Genomic DNA, 18,874 nt, shown 5'->3' on the forward strand with positions numbered 1-18,874 from the left:
AAAATGGCAAAAAAGAAAAAAGATCTTGATCTGGCTTCCTCTTCACATTTAAATCAGATCCAGGGATCTACAAATGCAATTTTCAATGTTATTTTTGTGATCCTTGCCCTGGCCTGCATTATCCCGGTGGTATTCATCTTCATGATCTCGATTTCTTCCGAGCATTCGATCAAGATGAATGGCTACCAGTTTATCCCGAGTGCATACTCGCTGGATTCCTACAAATTCCTTCTTCGGGAAGGACAGATGATTGTGACTGCACTTGGCGTTTCCGTTGCGGTAACGGTTATCGGTACGGTAATCGGAGTTGCCCTTACGATGCTGATGGGTTACGTTCTTTCCAGAAGCACCTACAAACTGAACGGATTCTTCACCATGGTCGTTTTTATTCCAATGATCTTCAATGGTGGTATGATTTCTTCTTATGTAGTTAACACACAGTTCCTCAACCTGAAAAACAGTATCTGGGCGCTGATCCTTCCGCTTTGTGTTTCTTCGTTCAACGTTGTTATCTGTAAAACGTTCTTCAAGACCAACATTCCGGAATCCATCATTGAGTCGGCACAGATCGACGGAGCAACCCAGTTCCAGATTTTCGGAAAGATCGCCCTGCCGCTGTCGAAACCGCTGATGGCAACGATCGCCCTGTTCCTCACCTTCGGTTACTGGAACGACTGGTTCCAGTCTTCCCTGTACATCAGCGATACCAAGCTGTATTCCCTGCAGGCTCTGCTGGATCACGTACAGAGAAATATTGAGGTGATGGCAAACAACCCGTCTCTTGGCGTTACCACGGCACAGTACATGAACTCGATGCCAAAAGAGGGCGCCCGTATGGCGATGGCAATCATCATCATCATCCCGATCGCATGCTGCTATCCGTTCTTCCAGAAATACTTCATTTCCGGTCTGACGGTCGGTGCGGTAAAAGGCTGATCGACCATTTACCTTTATGGATCTCATACTGAAGCAAAAGGCTTCGGTTAAGGATAATTTCAACATTCTATATTTTATATCAGGAGGATGCTACAATGAAAAAGAAACAGTTTTTAGCTCTTGCACTTTCTGCTGTTATGGCCGGTGGCATGCTGGCAGGCTGCGGAAGCAGCAACGGAAGCAGCAGCTCTTCAAAGAGTGATGCAAAAGATGAAGTTGTTACACTGAAATGGATTCAGGTTGGTAACGGAATGCCGAAGGATTATGATGAGTGGCTTGCACAGATCAACCCATATCTGGAGGAGAAAATCGGCGTTAATGTAGACATGGAAATCGTTCCGTGGGGTGACTGGGATAACAGAAGAAGCGTTATCACAAACTCCGGCGAGTATTTCGATATCCTGTTCACCGACCAGAACCGTTACTCTTCTGAGGTGAACACCGGCGCACTGATGGACATTACAGATCTGCTCAAAGACAACGCTTCCGAGCTGTATGACATGATTCCGGAAGATTACTGGAAAGCAGTAGAAGTAAATGGAAAAATCTACGGCGTACCGACCTACAAAGACAGCTCCCTTTCCGAGTACTTTGTATGGGATCAGGATATTGCAGACAAATATAACATTGATGTAAATTCTGTAACAGATTTCAATACTCTGTACGATGCTCTGAAGACAGTAAAAGAGGGCGAAGGCGGATCTCCGTACTTCATGTCCAAAAATGGTGCAAACTTCCTGCTGAACCTGAACTACGATGATTTAAGCTCCGGACTTCCGGCAATCGGCGTTAAATACGGCGATGACAGCAAGACCGTTGTCAATCCGCTGGATGACGAAGAAATCCTTTCCAACCTGGATATCGTTCGTAAAATGTATCAGGAGGGCATCATCAACGGAGACGCTCCGACAGCAGATGATTCCAGCAAATACGCAATGTTCTTTGTTGCACAGGGATGGAGCGGCGCTGCAAAAACAACATGGGGTCCGAACAATGGTATCGCCAATTGTTCAGCAGTACAGTATGGCAACACAGTCGTTTCCAACACAACTGTACGTGGTTCCATCAATGGTATTTACTCCGGATGCAAGCACCCGGACAAAGCACTTCAGCTTCTGAACCTGGTAAATACGGATTCCAAAGTACGTGACTGGTTCTACTATGGAGCAGAAGGAAAAGACTTCGAGTACACCGATGACAATAAGGTACACCGCCTGACCACTGACTGGGGTATGGCCGGATATACCCAGGGTACTTTCTTCAACGTAACTCAGACAGACGATGTTGACTTCAACCAGTGGGATGAAGTAGAAGAGCTGAACGAGAAAGCAACTCCGTCTGAGATGCTTGGATTCAACCTGGATACCTCCAACATCGAAACAGAGCTTGCAAACTGCCGTGCCGTATATGAGAAATACTATTCTGAGTTATTCACCGGCGCACAGGATCCGAGAGAGCTTGTAAAAACAATCGATGCAGAGCTTGAGACCGCAGGCTGGGAGACCATCCGCGAAGAAGCTCAGAAACAGATTGACGCACAGAAATAAGTCTGATACATTAATTTTATAAGAACTACAACAGGGCATTTTCGATTGCGGAGATGCCCTGTTGTAGAATAACGGGAAATGAGAAAAATTGAGCGAAAGGATGAAAAAAGAATGAAAGAGACCTTACCAAAGTCCATTCAGGAGCTGATTTTAAGCCTGAGAGAAAAACTGAAAGACGAGCCGGAAATCGTTGATATGTTTGAACGATGCTACTCCAATACCCTCGACACAACCGTAAAGAAAATGGAGGACGGCAGCACCTACGTCATCACCGGAGATATCCCGGCCATGTGGCTGCGTGACTCGGTAGCACAGCTGCGCCCGTACCTTGTTCCGGCGCAGAACGACCCGGAGCTGGCTGACCTGATCGCAGGCCTGATCCGCCGCCAGTTTATGTGCATCAACATTGATCCATACGCAAACGCATTCAACGAAGGACCGAACGGCAACTGCTGGGAGAAGGACGAGACCGATATGGGACCGTGGATCTGGGAGAGAAAGTATGAGATCGATTCTCTCTGCTATCCGCTGCAGTTCTCCTATCTGTTCTGGAAGAACACCGGAAGAACGGATCAGTTTGACGAGGTTTTCTGGGAAGGTGTTGACAAAATCCTGACTGTATTTGAGACTGAAATGAACCACGAGGAGAAATCCCCGTACAGCTTCATCCGTAAAAACTGCTCCTACACCGATACGCTTTCCCGCGATGGAAAAGGTGCGCAGGTAAAATCCGGCATCGGCCTGATCTGGTCCGGCTTCCGTCCAAGCGATGATTCCTGCCGTTACGGTTATCTGATTCCGTCCAACATGTTTGCGGTTGTCGTTCTGAATTATCTGAAGGAGATCGCAGATTTCGTCGGCGGAAAAGAGGAGATTGCGAAGAAAGCAGAAGAGATGGCAAAGACCGTAAAACAGGCCATTGAGACTTACGGTACCACCCATATCTGGGGACTTGGCGATGTTTATGCTTACGAGGTAGACGGCTTTGGCCAGTATAATCTGATGGACGATGCCAATGTACCGAGTCTTCTGGCTATGAGCTATCTCGGCTACGAGCCGGAAAGCCAGGAAGTGGCTGACAACACAAGAAAGCTGATCTTAAGCGAGGCAAACCCGTTCTATTATGCAGGAACGAAGCTTTCCGGTATCGGAAGCCCGCACACACCGGTCCGCTACGTATGGCACATCTCCAAAGCCATCGAGGGACTGACCGCACCGACAAAAGAGGAGAAACATCAGATGATCCACGAACTGATGGCAACCGACGGCGGTACAGGACTGATGCACGAGGGTGTTTTCGTAGATGATCCGACCGTTTACACCAGAGAGTGGTTCTCCTGGGCAAACGCAATGTTCTGTGAGCTGGTGATGCAGTATTGCGGATATGAGATTAAGAAATAAAGATGAAAAAATAAAGATGAAAAACACGAAAAGAGGAGGCTGTGCTCAGTGCACGGCCTCCTCTTTTACCTACACCACAGAAAACTGTCTGCGACAGCCTTCACTGAAAGGAGAGACAGCAGTGGGGAGAATACTGCTGTCCCAGGGGAATATGGGATTTTCATCCCGCTTCTTTTCTCTGCCCACGGGGTATTATACACAGTTTTTTGCGATATGTAAAAGATATAATTGATATGAAAGATATAATAAATTGGCATGATGAAGAAATGTAAAAGAATCTGAGCATCAGAAAATCTTAGGAAATCTATAGGGATTTCTTTGGAAAAGAAGAAGCGGAATCCTAAGAATGTTTTGGTAGAATCCTCTTATCAAGTGAAGATGAGAGGGGAAAGAACATGACCTGGAAAAACGAGAAAAAATCAAAAGCATTACTTGTGGTATTCGGCATTTACCTGGCGCTGCTTGCCTGGTGCATTTTATTCAAATTCGCCTTGCGCCCGGAAGAAATTCCGCACCTGCGGGGGATTAATCTGATTCCGTATGCGGCGTCGGTTGTGGTGAACGGGAAAGTGCAGATTAGTGAAATTATCGAAAATATGCTGGTCTTTCTGCCGTTCGGCCTCTGCATCTCAGCCTTCTATCCGGACAGCGAAATCCAGAACCGCATTCTCCTTGCATCGGGACTGAGCCTGTTTTTTGAGGTGACGCAGTATATTTTTGCGATCGGCGCGAGTGATATTACGGATGTGATCGATAATACGCTTGGCGCGGTGATCGGAATTCTATTGTATCTGGGGATGAAAAAAATCTGGAAAGAGAAGACGGGAAAGATCATTACCATTCTGGGAGCGGTGCTGGAAGTGCTGTTTCTGGCGTTGTTGTTTTTTACGTTTGCGGCGAATGGGATGTTTTAAGATTGGAATTCAGGAAAGGATAGTGTATAATCGAGAAAAGGACAAATTCCGAAAGCAGGTGTGATGGATGGAAAAAGTAATCAGTATAGGAAAACAGAATTTTGCATCCTTAAGGGAAAACCATTATTTCTTTGTGGATAAATCTCACTTCATCAAGGACTGGTGGGAAAACGGAGATGAAATCACCTTGATCACCCGCCCCCGCCGCTTTGGCAAGACACTGAATATGAGTATGCTGGACTGCTTTTTCTCTAATAAATATGCCGCCCGGGGCGATCTGTTTGAAGGACTTGGCGTTTGGAAAGAAGAAAAATATCGGGAACTGCAGGGAAAGTATCCGGTGATCTTTTTGAGTTTTGCAGCCGTGAAAGCAGATCAGCTTTCGGAAGCAAAAATTCAGATCAAACAGCAGATTGCGAGAGTGTATGAAGAAAACCGTTATCTTCTGGATGGGGATCTGCTGAGCGGAAATGAGAAGAAAGCATACAACGAGGTCAATCTGCATATGGGTGATGCGGAGGCCGCAGCGGCACTCAATAATATGAGTATGTATCTGGCGCGGTATTACGGCAGAAGAGTGATTATTCTGCTGGATGAGTACGACACGCCGATGCAGGAAGCGTATGTCCATGGCTACTGGGCGGAATTTACAACGTTTGTGCGGAGTCTGTTTAATGCGACGTTTAAAACGAATCCTTATCTGGAACGTGCGATGATGACCGGAATCACGAGGGTTTCGAAAGAAAGTATTTTTTCTGACTTAAATAATCTGCGTGTGGTGACGACGACATCGGATCTGTATGCGGACTGTTTTGGATTTACCGAAAAGGAAGTTTTTGCATCTCTGGACGAGTTCGGAATGGGAGACAAAAAGGACGTTGTGAAGCAGTGGTATGATGGATTTATCTTTGGCGGACACCGCGATATCTACAATCCATGGTCGATTACCAATTATTTAAAAGAAAAGAAACTGCGCCCGTACTGGGCAGATACGAGTTCGAACGGTCTGGCAGGAAAGCTGATCCGCACCGCCTCGCCGGAAATCAAAGAGTATATGGAAGATCTACTGAACGGACAGGCAGTCACGGTGAACTTTGATGAGCAGATGGTGTTTGAACAGCTGGATTACAATGAAAATGCAATCTGGAGTCTGCTGCTCGCGAGCGGTTATCTGAAAGCGGAAGAGGTGGAGTATCGTGGAATTACTTTGAAGCCGTGGTATCAGCTCCGTATCACCAATCTGGAAACGGTGAGCATGTTTGATGATATGTTCCGCGGATGGTTTGAAGCATCGGAAGCTGGGTACAGCAGCTTTGTGAAAGCACTGATGCAGGGCGATCTGGAAGCGATGAATTATTATATGAATAAAGTGTCACTTGCAACCTTCAGCCATTTTGACGTTGGCGGAGAGAACAGTGAAAGTCTGGAGCCGGAACGATTCTATCATGGCTTCGTCCTGGGACTGATGGCAGAGCGTGCGGAGTGTTATCAGATCCGGTCGAATCGGGAAAGTGGATTTGGACGGTATGATGTGATGATGATTCCGAAGAATAGAGAAAAAGATCCGGCGATTATTATTGAATTTAAAGTCTGCAGCCGGGTAAAAAAGGAGACACTGGAAGATGCGGTGCAGGAGGCTTTAAAACAGATCGTGGATAAAAAATACGACGCAGAACTGGTGGCCCTTGGCGTGCCGCAGGAAAGGATCCGGCATTATGGGTTTGCATTTGCGGGGAAGAATGTATTGATTGGAGCAGAATGAGAGAAACGGGTGATGAAGGTCATCCGTTTCTTTTGGCGTAAAATGGTATTCCTATTGACTCACTATGATATAGATAGTATGATAAATTTAATTTTTAAAATTTATTTTTACGTGAGGATATTTTATCTATGAAACGATTTTCTTCCACTACCTTAAAAACTGCTTTCGTAAAATCCATCCCGATTTTCTGCAGCTACGTTTTCGTCAGCATGGCCTACGGCATGATGATGGCATCCGCCGGCTTTCCCTGGTATGATTCACTGTTGGTAAGTCTGACGGTCTATACGGGCGCGTTCCAGTTCGTTCTGATTACGTTTCTTTCTAGCGGCGCTTCCCTCATCACCATTGCGCTCACTGCACTTCTGATGAACAGCCGCCAGAGTTTTTACAGCATTACCTTCCTGAAGGAATTCAAACAGATGGGGCGCCGCAAGCTGTACATGATTCACACGATGACCGATGAGACATACGCCGTAAACTGTACCTTAGATCTTCCGAAAAAAGAAAAAGAGGACACCATGTTCCTCGTCGCTCTGTTCAGCCGCTGCTATTGGATAGTTGGTTCGGTTCTTGGCGGCATTTTAGGCCAGATCGTTCCATTTGACCTGACGGGCCTTGATTTCTGTATGACAGCCCTGTTTCTCATTATCTTCATTGACCAATGGGAAAAAGCAGAGAAGCACACGCTGTCGCTGTCTCCGCTCTGATCACCTTCGGACTCCGTGCACTCCCGTTTCTTGCATTTTCCGGCAGCCGTAAAATGCCCGCATCACTCGAACGACTCGGCCAGGCACTGCCGTCTGCCATCATGGCGGTACTGATCATTTACTGTATGAAAGATATTCCCACCGGCGGTATCTCTGCCGCAGTACCGAAACTGCTCGCAGCAGCGGTCGTTTTTATCACCTACAAATGGAAACACCAGACCCTCGTCTCCATCCTTCTTGGAACCATTTCGTATATGATGCTTCTGCGTCTCTTTTAAAAAGAAACGGTGCAGTTCTGAATTCATGGCAGAAATTCAGAACTGCACCGTTTTTCTATTCTCTATATGCATTAGAAGGATTGGCAATTATTCGATGACTTCGTACTCTCCGTCGCCCGTCTTTTTGAATAACGGAAGCTTCTGCAGAAATACAATATCTTTTCGATCAGCAGCATCGCCCTCAGCAAGGATCGCTGCTTTTTTTACAACCTCTGCACTGGCATTCGCCATCAGGCATTCCAGTGCGTGCAGGGACTCGCCGGTGGAAATGACATCATCCAGCAGGCAGACACGTTTGCCGCGGATTTTATCTGCGTCTTTTCCATCCAGATAAAGATGCTGCTCACCCGCTGTTGTAATCGAATGAACGGATGCGGAAACCACATCTTTCATGTAGGATTTTGTGCTTTTTCGTGCAACGATAAATTCTTTATGGCCCAGCTCTTTGCTTACTTCATACGCTAGGGCAATACCTTTCGCTTCTGCGGTGACAATGGCATCGACTTCTCCGATTTTTGCGGCCAGCTCCGGCGCACATGCACTTACCAGCTCGGTGTCACCAAGGACAACAAAGCTTGCAAACGCCATCTCCTCACTGATCGGGATAAATGGAAGTGTTCTTTTCACTCCGCAGAGCTCCATGCTGTATTCTTTCATACGATTTTCCTCTTATGTTACTGAATTTATAATCCAAGCAGTTTTGCAGCAACACCGGCCAGCATTCCGAGGAACGGGTTTGTTACTGCAGTGACAACCATTGTGGTTCCGCCGACGGCTGCATTGACAGCGAAGGCAGACGGCGCATCCAGTACAACGGTTTTGAAGATACCGAGTACAAACAGGAAACCTGCGATCGAAGAAGACGGAACAAATTTTCCGATTTTCGGAAGCAGTTTCAGAAGCAGAATTACACCGATCACAACCATCATGATGACACCAGCCCATACAGCGTGCGGTGCATTGGCAGTTGCGGAAATGATTGCCTCAACCGGGGCTCCTCCGAAAAAGGAAGAAAACATATCGGCCAGGGAAGAAATCACGGTCAGGTTATCGACGTTGTAATTTCCGCCGGTTGCCATTCCTGCGGTAATTCCGCCGAAGGAAATGTTGGAACCAATGTTCAGGCAGACCATACCGAGTGCGCCGAGAATTACGTTGGCATTGATTGTAAATTTCTGGCGGACAAATTTATCATCCTCTACGACAATGCTGGATTTCTCTTTGTTGAAAAATGCATTGGCAATGCAGGATGCTACAACGGAAATGACGATGGTATAAACCAGGGTATTGGCACTGTCTTTGGTAAAGTAATAGGTGATCAGTGCTGCGGCCAGGGAAACACCGCCGGAAATGGCATCACTCTTGATCATATCGATCGCGGCCTTTACCAGAATGATACCGACACCGGCCATCATTCCATAGGCAACATCCTCACCTACAAAGTTTACGATTTTTGTCAGCAGTCCAAACACTCCGATCAGAGCCATAATCACACCGCCGATAAAAATCATCGTACAGCGTTCCGAACGGTCTTTTCCAGCCGTTCCGGCGTAAGTGATCGTCTCCGCCTGGAAGGAAATTGGTGCGACACTCTGCGTAATCGTATTGCCCACCGCACCAACAAAGAATGCCAGCGCCGTCGGAACCGATGCAAATCCAAACGTCAGAGCAAGAAGACCCTGCGGCAGACCATTCAGCACAACGCCGATGATTGCCAGAAGATCTGTTAAAATGGCTTTCATACTAAATACTCCTCCTCACTATGAAATATGTCGTTTTGAAGCAAAGAAAAGTGTAGCACCAAAACCGGTCAAAGTAAACCAGATCAGTCATGAAAGGTTTTTGTCAGTGATAATAAGTCAATCTTATATACAAAATATTATTATTTCTGTGTGCTAATAAATCAAGAGGATTTTTAAATGTCTGCATAACCAATAATCAATAGTTACAAAACTGGGTGCCATTATTTGGAATTGTGCATATAGAAGCGAAGAAAAAGATTTGCTATACTAAATCTGTATGAGGGTTTTTATCACAGTTATAAGAAATGGAAAGGGGATTTTTACTTATGGCAATTACAGAGACAAAAACAAAATATGGACAGGTTCATGGTGTGCAAAAAGACGGCTACACGGTATTCCGCGGCGTTCCGTACGCAAAGCCGCCGGTAGGCGAAAAACGATTCTGCCCGCCGGAAGAGCCAGCATGCTGGGAGGGCGTTTATAAGGCGGATCATTTCGGATGTGTCTGCCCGCAGACCGAGCATGAGCCGGACTCCTTCTATGGAAAAGAATTTTATCTCGATCCGGAATTTGGTATGAACCAGAGTGAGGATTGTCTGTACTTAAACATCTGGACACCGGCAAATGCAGCGGATGAAAAACTGCCGGTTGCCTTCTGGATTCACGGTGGTGCATTCGTGCATGGATTCAGCCACGAATCCGAATTTGATGGAGCTGCTTACTGCGAACGCGGAGTGATTCTCGTTACGATCAATTACCGTCTCGGTGCTTTCGGATTTTTGGCACATCCGTGGCTGTCCGAGGAGAGCGGTGTCGGAAGAAGCGGAAACTACGCGATTCTCGACCAGATCGCAGCACTAAAATGGGTAAAAGAAAATATCGCAGCATTTGGCGGCGACCCGGAAAATATCACCGTATTCGGCCAGTCCGCGGGATGCATGAGCGTACAGACACTCGTCAGTTCTCCGCTGACTGAAAACTGGATCAGCAAAGCCATTTTCCAGAGCGCCGGCGGCTACGACACCGGACTGAACCGCGATATGCCGCTTTCTGAGGCGGAAACCATCGGCCAGGAATTTGTAGAGCTTAGCGGAGCAAAATCGCTGGAAGAACTGCGTGCGATTCCGGCTGAGAAAATTGTGGAGCTGCAGGAGGAGTTTGGCCGCGTAAATCCATCGAGAATGCTGAGCTTCGTGCCGAACATCGACAATCACCTGCTGACCTGCGGCTATAACGAGGCAGTAACCGAAGGAAAAATCAAGGACATCCCATACATGCTCGGATCAACCGCAGACGACATCGGCGTGTTCCCGGAGATGAAAGAAAAAGGCGAGCACGGCGGCATCTATAAGGGATGCATCAACTGGAGCCTTGCGCTGGAAAAACTCGGAAGAAAACCGGCTTACGTTTACTACTTCACCCGTGCCCTGTTAGGTGACGACGCCGGAGCGTTCCATTCTTCCGAACTCTGGTACATGTTCGGAACCCTGGGCCGAAGCTGGCGCCCGAAAACCGAAGGCGACTATGCCCTCAGCAAAGAAATGATGGACGACTGGACCAATTTCATGAAAACCGGAAACCCGAACGCAGAGGGAAAAGACGACTGGAAACCATGCACAAAGGACGATCCGTATGTGCAGGTGCTGGATGTGAGAAAATAAGCAGAAGGAAATAAAAATGGCAATCGAATATAAAAGACTTACCCAAAAGGAACTGGATTTTTTCATTCAGATGAGAATCCATCAGCTTCGCGAAGAGGGGGCAAAAGAAGAAATTGATTTAGCACCTGCGTTAAAAGATTACTATGAACGTCATATGGCGGATGGTACTTTTGTATCCTGGATTGCTGTTGACGGAGAGAGCATCATCGCAACAAGTGGAATGTCATTTGTAGAAAAACCGCCATACTTTGGATGCCCGAGCGGCAGAATTGGATTACTGTCCAGTATGTTTACAGATCCGGCGTATCGAAGAAGAGGTATTGCAAAAGAATTGCTGTCCCGTGTGATAGAAGATGCAAAAGAATATGGATGCGGAACAATACAGATTACGGCATCGGATATGGGCGTTAAGTTGTATACAGATTTTGGATTTGTGCACAATGGGAATTTTATGCAGTATAAATTGTAATGTCCCTCAGAAAGAGATATTCTCTCCACTGGCTGCGATATTGGAAAAATATTCAACAAATAATAGCAAGGATTCTCTCACCTCTATAGGTGGTGAGATGAATTGCAAATAAGAAAGTTAACGGCAGTGGCGGGCGGAGAGAAATCGGTATCCCCCACTGACATGAGGCAAACCACAGTCAGCATTCTGCTGACATGTCAGACTCTGTGAAATTACCGACTGTGGATTGAAACAAAGAAAGAGGAAAAATTAGAATAAAGAAAGAGCAGCATTTTACCGACGTGTGAAAGGTAAAAATGCTGCTCTTTTTGCGTGGCAGAATCAGTCGTCCAGATCGTTGCGCTCGCGGAAGATCTGATAAATGGTGTCGATCAGTTCATCGTCATCGAGGCCTTCGAACTCGGCTTCGTTGACATCGAGATTCTCGGAAATGATGCGCAGAATGTGTACCGGTTCGTCATCGCCGCCGTCGGCCGGATAGAGAACTGCGTACTCATCCTCCTTGTATTCTACGATATCCAGAAGCTCAAAACGGACAGAATTTCCGTCCTGATCGGTAAGGACAATAAGATTGGAATCCATAATTGCAATATACTCCTTTGTGTGTTATTTTTGCCGCTCAAAAACATGCAAATATAAATTTATTATACTATGAGCAATTGGATTTGAAAAGAAAAAAGTGTCTGGTGCGATACGCTTGATATTTTGCGCCGATACGGTATAATGACAACAGAGTAAAAACTGGCGGCTGTGGCCGTACCCGGAAAAATTGGGTGAAAGGAAGAACTTATGAATTATCAGGTATTAGATGTCAAAGTAAAAGATACAGAAGAAACTGCAAAATTATATACGTATTTTCTGGACAACTCGCGTGAGATTGCTCCGGAACGCGTGCGTCCGGTCATCGTGATCTGCCCGGGCGGCGGTTATGAATGGGTGTCCGAGCGTGAGGCAGAGCCGATTGCGCTGAAGTTTGTCGGAGCCGGTTACCACGCTGTTGTTCTGCATTACAGTGTTGCTCCGGCAGCTCACTATCCGACGGCACTCCGCCAGCTTGCCTGGACCGTTGCACATCTGCGGGAGCATGCGGCAGAATATCATATTGATCCGAACAAAGTAGTAGTAGCGGGATTTTCCGCAGGCGGCCATCTGGCAGCATCGTACGGTGTGTTCTGGAAAAAGAAAACATTCCTTGCAGAAGAACTTGGCGTAGACGCAGAGCAGCTTCGTCCGAACGGTCTGCTGTTATCCTACCCGGTTATCACATCCGGTCCGAAAGCGCACCGCGGATCCTTCACCAATCTGCTGGGAGACCGGTACGATGAGCTGGTAGACGAGATGTCTCTCGAGAATCAGGTCAGCCTCGATACGCCGAAGACCTTCCTGTGGCATACCGCGCCGGACGACTGCGTGCCGGTAGAAAACTCCATTCTGTTCTTTACTGCACTGCATGCACTGGAGATTCCGGTAGAAATGCATATTTATCCGGTCGGCGGCCACGGCCTTGGCCTTGCAAGCGAGGAGACACAGAGCTATGAATACCAGAACGCAGTACGCGAAGAGTGCCAGAGCTGGATTTCACTGGCACTGAGCTGGATGCAGCATTTATAAAAAAATGTCCCAGAAGGGAGAACAAAGATGAAAGTATTAATTGTAGTAGATATGCAGAATGATTTTATCGACGGAAGTCTCGGCACGAAAGAGGCGGTCGGGATTGTTGACCGCGTTGCAGAGGTGATGGATTCGTTTGACGGAGCTGTTATCTGCACCAGAGATACCCATTTTGCGGATTATCTGGAAACGTCCGAGGGCAGAAAACTTCCGGTAGAGCATTGTATCGAAGGAACGAAGGGTCATGCACTGCAGGATACAATTCAGAAAATGGCGGAGAAAAAACAGGCCGTGGTGATGAATAAAATCACCTTCGGTGCAAAAAATCTGCCGGAGGAGATCGAAAAACTGGCAGGCGGCGTGCCGGAATTCATTGAACTCGTGGGACTCTGCACCGACATCTGCGTGATTTCCAATGCCATGCTGCTGAAAGCATTTTATCCGGAAGTGCCGATTTCTGTCGATGCATCCGCGTGCGCGGGCGTAACGCCGCAGAGTCATAAAAATGCATTGGAAGCTATGAAAATGTGCCAGATTGACATTGTAAACGAATAGACGGAAAAGAGGAAAAATTATGAGCACAACAAGATTATTTGATCAGGATGCGTACCTGGGTGAATTTGAGGCAACCGTAGAACGGAGCGTCTGCGAGGGCGGCATGTACCGCGTGCTGCTGGATCAGACCGCATTTTTCCCGGAGGGCGGCGGCCAGCCGGCAGATGAGGGAACACTGGATGGGATTTTTGTAACGGATGTACAGGAAATCGACGGCGAAATCTGGCATACCGTGGAAGCGCCGCTCGAGCCGGGCAAAACGGTAGTTGGAAAACTTGACTTTGAAAAACGTTTTTCCAATATGCAGAATCACTGCGGAGAGCATATCGTGTCAGGTATCGTGCATCGGATTTACGGTTTCAACAACGTTGGATTCCATATGGGAAGTGATGTCATTACCGTTGATTTTGACGGCGTTCTGACCGAGGAGCAGCTCTACGATGTGGAGCAGGAGGCAAACGAAGCCGTGCTTCGAAATGTTCCGGTTACGATCAGTTATCCGTCAAAGGAAGAGCTGGAAACCATGGATTACCGGAGCAAAAAAGAGATCGAGGGCCAGGTGCGGATTGTGACGATCGAAGGCTGCGACAGCTGTGCGTGCTGCGGAACCCACGTTGCAAAAACAGGGGAAATCCGTCTGATCAAAATCTTAAGTGCCCAGAAATACAAAGGCGGCGTCCGCGTGACCATGCTTTCCGGTGAAAAAGCGTATGCGGATTACTGCTTAAAACACATCAATACCCTCGGCATTGCACGTTTACTTTCTGTAAAACCGGAAGAAGCCGGGGATGCTGTCGTACGGCTGAAACAGAAAAATATTGAGATGAAAAAAGAAATCAAACAGCTCAAAAAAGAACTGTATGCACTGCAGGGAGCACCGGAGAGAAAATAATGGCAAAAGAAAAAGAAATCAAAACAAATGCAATGCGGATTCTGGACCGCCAGAAAATCAAATACGAAGTTCTTCAATATGAATGCGATGAATTTATCGACGGGCTTCACACAGCAGAGAAAACCGGCGCGCCGGTCGAGCAGTCGTTTAAAACGCTTGTGGCGCAGGGCAAAAGCAAACAGTATTACGTGCTGGTGCTTCCGATTGCAGAGGAAGTAGACCTGAAAAAAGCCGCAAAAGCGGTGGGGGAGAAATCCATCGAGATGATCCATGTCAAAGATATCACTGCAGTCAGCGGATACGTCCGCGGCGGATGCAGCCCGATCGGAATGAAAAAACAGTATCCGACCGTGATTCAGGAATGTGCGGCGAATTTTGACAAGGTTTACGTGAGCGGGGGAAGAATCGGAACCACGCTGTGCATGGCGCCGGAGGATCTGAAGAAGGTCAGCAGAGCGGAGTTTGCGGATTTTATTCAGTAAAAACAGAAAAAACTGTATGGAAGCAGACCAGAACGAAGAAAAAAGTTCTGGTCTGTTTCTTTTTGCTGTGATGCGGCTGGAAAATTTCTTGCAAAAAAGGATCATAAAATAATAGCCAAAAAGCAGCGGCGAAATTGCGATACGATTCTACGAATCCGCGAAAAACGGAAAACCTTTCACACGATTTTTCTTTTTGGTGTGAGAAATTTTCATCCCGTTTTTGGAGGCAATTCACAAACCGGAAAAAGTTGCCGAAAACCGCTGGACAAATCGAAAAGAGGCAACTATAATGACCTCACAATCAAGTTGACCCAAACGAAACGGGAGGTGAGAGACAAAATGTCTTTGCAGCACTGTCTGGTACTGACAGTTGCGACAGGGGCGGTATGGATGGATTTAAGAACACGCAGAATTGCAAATGAATGGATTATCACCGCATGGATCGCCGGGTTGGTTACACAGCTCATCCGCTATGGCGCCGCGGGAGCGGGTATTTTTCTTTTTGGGATGCTTTTCCCGATACTCGCACTTTACATTCTGTTCTATTTTCATATGCTGGGCGCGGGAGATATCAAACTCCTATCCGCTGTTGGAGGCTTTCTCGGTGTACCGGCGATCCTGAAATGTATGATTGTGTCGTTCCTGTCTGGAGCGGTCTTATCTATCGGAATCATTCTCGTCTGCGGAAATTTACCGCAGCGTCTTACCAAATTTTTCAATTATTTCCAAACTTATTTTACCAAAAGAAAATACCAGAAAAAAACAGAGCCGGTTCCCTATTACGATGGGAAGTGGGGCATGGAGTGCATCCATTTTTCCGTTCCCGTGCTGATGGGAGTGCTGCTCTGGATTGGGGGATTTTATTGAATACTGCAAAGAAAAAGAGTGTTTTTGCAGTCTGTGATACGGAAATGGAATATGCACGCAATTTTATGGAATATCTGAACCAGAAGAGAAATATTCCGTTCGAAGTGCATGCGTTTTCCAGTGCAGAGATGTTCCTGGAGTTCGCAAAGAATAACGAAACAGAGATTCTTCTGATTTCGGATAAAGCGATGAAAGAAGAGATCCGCCGGTATCCGATCCGTCAGATTATCATTCTGTCTGAGGGCGTACACAGTCCGGTGCTGGATCAGTATCCGGCGGTCTACAAATACCAGTCGTCGGAAAAGGTGATCCGCGAGGTCATGGCGTGCTACGGCGTAGAAAATGGTGTCGATACATCGCCTGCACTGCTGCCGAAAAAGGAAATGCGCATCATCGGCATTTATTCGCCGGTCGGACGGACGCAGAAGACCTCGTTTGCCCTGACGATGGGGCAGATTCTGGCAAAAGAGCGGGCAGTGCTGTATCTCAATATGGAGAGCTATTCCGGATTTGAACGGCTGCTGGAATGCAGTTACGACAGGGGGATGAGCGATATTCTGTATTATGCGAGACAGGAAAATCAGGGCATCATCTACAAACTGGGCGGAATGGTCCAGTCGATGCAGAACCTGGATTATCTGCCGCCCGCCGCATCGCCGATGGACATTCAGACTGCAAAATATGAAGAATGGAAATGGCTGTTTCAGGAGATTGAGAAGAACAGCAGTTATGAAGTGCTGATTCTCGACCTCGGGGATGGCGTGGCGGATTTGTATCAGATCCTGGATTTTTGCAATGAAATTTACGTTCCGATAAGGAATGATGTGATTTCTGCGGCAAAAATGGAGCAGTTTGAAAATTTGCTGCGCCGGTGGGACTGCCAGTCGGTGCTGGACAAGATGCGGAAAATCCACGTTCCGTTCCACACGGCAAACCGGACGGGAAAAGCCTACTTTGAGGAGCTTGTCTGGAGCGAGCTGGGCGACTATGTGCGTCAGATTCTGCGGGACGGCAGAAGAGGAGAAGAAACATGACAATGCCGGAAATTCTGCGGAGAAAACTGATGGAGCGGATCGATATCGCATCCGAACCGGATGACGGAGAGGTTCTCGAAGAGATTGACGGTCTGATTTTAGGGGAAGAAGAAACACGGTATCTTCCGGTGGCACAGAAGGCGGAGCTGCGCAGACAGCTGTTCTACAGTGTGCGGAGGCTCGATGTCCTGCAGGAGCTGCTGGAAGATGCGGGAATTACCGAAATTATGGTAAACGGTTATCAGCATATCTTCGTGGAACGGAACGGCAGAATCGAGAGATACGGCAAAAGCTTTACCTCCGCAGAAAAGCTGGAGGATGTGATTCAGCAGATTGTAGGCCGGTGCAACCGCGTGGTGAATGAACAGAATCCGATTGTGGATGCACGGCTGGAAAATGGAGACCGCGTCAACGTTGTCATGAAACCGGTCGCATTAAACGGACCGATTCTGACCATCCGCCGCTTTCCGGAGCAGGCGGTGACGATGGAATTTCTGGTCTCCATCGGGAGTATTACAAAAGAGGCGGCAGAGTTTCTGCAGGCTCTCGTCCGGACCCGCTACAGTATGATGATCGGCGGGGCGACCGGATCTGGCAAAACGACATTTCTGAATGTGCTTTCCGCCTACATTCCAAAGGGCGAGCGCATCATAACCATCGAAGACAATGCAGAGCTGCAGATCCAGGGTGTGGAGAATCTGGTGCGGCTGGAAGCAAAAGAGGCAAATCTGGAATCAGGAACAGAAATTACGATCCGCGATCTGATCCGCGCAGCTTTGCGTATGCGGCCGAACCGCGTAATTATCGGTGAAGTGCGCGGAGCGGAAACGTTTGAATTATTATCCGCACTCAATACCGGGCATGCGGGATCTTTGAGCACGGCACATGCAAACAGCGTGAAAGATATGATCTCCCGTCTGGAAACGATGGTGCTGATGGGAGTGCAGCTCCCGTTGGAAGCAATCCGCCGCCAGATTGCATCGGGAATCGAAATTCTCGTGCATTTAGGACGCGGAGAGGATGGAAGCCGTCGGGTGGAGGAGATCGCAGAGATCACAGGGATGGAGGAGGACGAAATCAAAACGGTTTCTTTGTTTCGAAGAGAATATGGGAGAGGCCTGCAAAAGACAGGCGAACTGGTACACAGAGAAAAACTGGAGGGGAAAACAGGATGAGAATACGTGAGGGAAGCCAGGCAAAGACGGGCATGGCAGAGGAGAAGGAGACGAAGGGGATCGACTATCAGACCTGGGAATTTACCGGTCGGGAATATCTCGAAATAGCGGGAATCAGTCTTGGGATTGCCGCCGCTGTGAACCTGCTCTGTTACCGGGCGTGGTGGGCATGCATTGCTGTGGTTCCGGTTGGAATCGTATGTTTTCACACGTATCGGAAAAACCGGATTCAGAGACGGAAAGAGGAGCTGTACGACAGCTTCCGGGATCTGATTGCGTGGATGCACACGGCACTGCGTTCCGGCTATTCCATGGAAAATGCAGTGCTGGAGGCGGCAGGACAGCTGGAACAGTCGCTGGGAAAAGAAAACATTCTGGTACAGGAACTGCGCCGGATGCGTCATAAAATGATGATTTCCGTGCCGGTGGAACAACTGTTTCAGGATCTTGCGGTGCGAAGCCGCATTGACGATATTGCGACGTTTGCAAGTGTACTGGTGATTGCGAAGCGGACAGGAGGAAATGTCTGCGAGATCTTTCAGAATACGTGGGATATTTTCTGTACGAGAATTGACATGATGCGGGAAATCCGTGCGGGCGTTTCTTCCCGGCGGTTCGAGCAGAATATTATGAGTGTTGTGCCGTTTGGAATTCTGGGATATGTACAGCTTTCCTTTCCGGAATTCTTAAGTGTGATGTATGGGAATGTAATCGGGGTTTTCTTCATGAGCGGATGCCTTGCCGTGTATCTGGCGGCATGGGTGCTTGGAAAGAAGATTCTGGACATTGAGTTTTAAGAAGCAATTGAAGTTTAAAAAGTAAGACTGCGAATCATAACGAT

20 protein-coding genes are annotated in these 18,874 nt (G+C 47.6%); 17 read left to right on the forward strand and 3 right to left on the reverse strand.

Going from position 1 to position 18,874, the window contains the following annotated elements; translation table 11 throughout:
• Positions 1-3 precede the first annotated feature (3 nt).
• From DWY63_RS14025 to DWY63_RS14055, 7 genes are all read left to right on the forward strand, one after another.
• Positions 4-936 (forward strand): carbohydrate ABC transporter permease, encoded by a 933-nt coding sequence (locus DWY63_RS14025; RefSeq protein ID WP_117509975.1) that lies wholly within the window; start codon positions 4-6, stop codon positions 934-936.
• A gap of 95 nt (positions 937-1,031) precedes the next feature.
• Positions 1,032-2,483, forward strand: coding sequence for an ABC transporter substrate-binding protein (locus DWY63_RS14030; RefSeq protein WP_117509974.1), 1,452 nt, complete (start codon positions 1,032-1,034; stop codon positions 2,481-2,483).
• Between the two features lie 111 nt (positions 2,484-2,594).
• Positions 2,595-3,884 carry a glycoside hydrolase family 125 protein gene (locus DWY63_RS14035; protein ID WP_055219311.1) on the forward strand — a complete coding sequence of 430 codons (1,290 nt, stop codon included), beginning with the start codon at positions 2,595-2,597 and terminating at the stop codon, positions 3,882-3,884.
• A gap of 395 nt (positions 3,885-4,279) precedes the next feature.
• Entirely contained in the window at positions 4,280-4,798 is a 519-nt protein-coding gene (locus DWY63_RS14040; RefSeq protein WP_117802471.1) for a VanZ family protein, read from the forward strand.
• 67 nt (positions 4,799-4,865) lie between these two features.
• Positions 4,866-6,560 carry an AAA family ATPase gene (locus DWY63_RS14045; protein ID WP_117802472.1) on the forward strand — a complete coding sequence of 565 codons (1,695 nt, stop codon included), beginning with the start codon at positions 4,866-4,868 and terminating at the stop codon, positions 6,558-6,560.
• 128 nt (positions 6,561-6,688) lie between these two features.
• A complete protein-coding gene (locus DWY63_RS14050; RefSeq protein ID WP_117509971.1) occupies positions 6,689-7,267 on the forward strand; it encodes an AzlC family ABC transporter permease in 579 nt (192 codons plus the stop codon).
• Positions 7,222-7,545: a branched-chain amino acid transporter permease gene (locus DWY63_RS14055; RefSeq protein WP_117509970.1), complete on the forward strand. Its 324-nt coding sequence runs from the start codon at positions 7,222-7,224 to the stop codon at positions 7,543-7,545. Before DWY63_RS14050 ends, DWY63_RS14055 begins: the two co-directional genes overlap by 46 nt.
• Before the next feature lie 87 nt (positions 7,546-7,632).
• On the opposite strand, the gene DWY63_RS14060 is transcribed toward DWY63_RS14055, so the two are convergent.
• On the reverse strand, positions 7,633-8,202 hold the full coding sequence (locus DWY63_RS14060) for a phosphoribosyltransferase family protein (RefSeq protein ID WP_117509969.1): 570 nt from the start codon (positions 8,200-8,202) through the stop codon (positions 7,633-7,635).
• Positions 8,203-8,228: 26 nt separating this feature from the next.
• A complete protein-coding gene (locus DWY63_RS14065; RefSeq protein WP_117509968.1) occupies positions 8,229-9,287 on the reverse strand; it encodes a benzoate/H(+) symporter BenE family transporter in 1,059 nt (352 codons plus the stop codon).
• A 326-nt stretch (positions 9,288-9,613) separates the two neighbouring features.
• Here DWY63_RS14065 and DWY63_RS14070 point away from each other — a divergent pair, with 326 nt between their 5' ends.
• Positions 9,614-10,948, forward strand: coding sequence for a carboxylesterase/lipase family protein (locus DWY63_RS14070; RefSeq protein WP_117509967.1), 1,335 nt, complete (start codon positions 9,614-9,616; stop codon positions 10,946-10,948).
• Positions 10,949-10,964: 16 nt separating this feature from the next.
• The gene (locus DWY63_RS14075; RefSeq protein WP_117761906.1) at positions 10,965-11,417 is read left to right on the forward strand and encodes a GNAT family N-acetyltransferase; all 453 of its coding nucleotides are present in this window, start codon (positions 10,965-10,967) and stop codon (positions 11,415-11,417) included.
• Positions 11,418-11,738: 321 nt separating this feature from the next.
• On the opposite strand, the gene DWY63_RS14080 is transcribed toward DWY63_RS14075, so the two are convergent.
• Entirely contained in the window at positions 11,739-11,999 is a 261-nt protein-coding gene (locus DWY63_RS14080) for a DUF1292 domain-containing protein (protein WP_022461956.1), read from the reverse strand.
• A 207-nt stretch (positions 12,000-12,206) separates the two neighbouring features.
• Between DWY63_RS14080 and DWY63_RS14085 the strand changes: the two genes are divergently transcribed.
• The 8 genes from DWY63_RS14085 to DWY63_RS14120 all read left to right on the forward strand — a co-directional run bounded on the left by DWY63_RS14085 (position 12,207) and on the right by DWY63_RS14120 (position 18,830).
• Entirely contained in the window at positions 12,207-13,028 is an 822-nt protein-coding gene (locus tag DWY63_RS14085; RefSeq protein WP_022461955.1) for an alpha/beta hydrolase, read from the forward strand.
• Between the two features lie 27 nt (positions 13,029-13,055).
• On the forward strand, positions 13,056-13,583 hold the full coding sequence (locus DWY63_RS14090; protein ID WP_117509965.1) for a cysteine hydrolase family protein: 528 nt from the start codon (positions 13,056-13,058) through the stop codon (positions 13,581-13,583).
• A 19-nt stretch (positions 13,584-13,602) separates the two neighbouring features.
• The gene (locus DWY63_RS14095; RefSeq protein WP_055226602.1) at positions 13,603-14,475 is read left to right on the forward strand and encodes an alanyl-tRNA editing protein; all 873 of its coding nucleotides are present in this window, start codon (positions 13,603-13,605) and stop codon (positions 14,473-14,475) included.
• Positions 14,475-14,957, forward strand: coding sequence for a Cys-tRNA(Pro) deacylase (gene ybaK / locus DWY63_RS14100; RefSeq protein ID WP_117509964.1), 483 nt, complete (start codon positions 14,475-14,477; stop codon positions 14,955-14,957). Before DWY63_RS14095 ends, ybaK begins: the two co-directional genes overlap by 1 nt.
• 339 nt (positions 14,958-15,296) lie before the next feature.
• Positions 15,297-15,824 (forward strand): A24 family peptidase, encoded by a 528-nt coding sequence (locus DWY63_RS14105; protein ID WP_022461951.1) that lies wholly within the window; start codon positions 15,297-15,299, stop codon positions 15,822-15,824.
• Positions 15,821-16,858, forward strand: a complete 1,038-nt coding sequence (locus DWY63_RS14110; protein WP_226906364.1) for a hypothetical protein — start codon at positions 15,821-15,823, stop codon at positions 16,856-16,858. The genes DWY63_RS14105 and DWY63_RS14110 overlap by 4 nt, the downstream gene beginning before the upstream one ends.
• Positions 16,855-18,033 carry a CpaF family protein gene (locus DWY63_RS14115; RefSeq protein WP_055226604.1) on the forward strand — a complete coding sequence of 393 codons (1,179 nt, stop codon included), beginning with the start codon at positions 16,855-16,857 and terminating at the stop codon, positions 18,031-18,033. The genes DWY63_RS14110 and DWY63_RS14115 overlap by 4 nt, the downstream gene beginning before the upstream one ends.
• The gene (locus tag DWY63_RS14120) at positions 18,030-18,830 is read left to right on the forward strand and encodes a type II secretion system F family protein (protein WP_117802473.1); all 801 of its coding nucleotides are present in this window, start codon (positions 18,030-18,032) and stop codon (positions 18,828-18,830) included. Before DWY63_RS14115 ends, DWY63_RS14120 begins: the two co-directional genes overlap by 4 nt.
• Positions 18,831-18,874 lie beyond the last annotated feature (44 nt).

Origin of the sequence: Blautia sp. AF26-2, from assembly GCF_003460955.1 — a bacterium.
Taxonomy (GTDB): Bacteria; Bacillota; Clostridia; order Lachnospirales; family Lachnospiraceae; genus Fusicatenibacter; species Fusicatenibacter saccharivorans.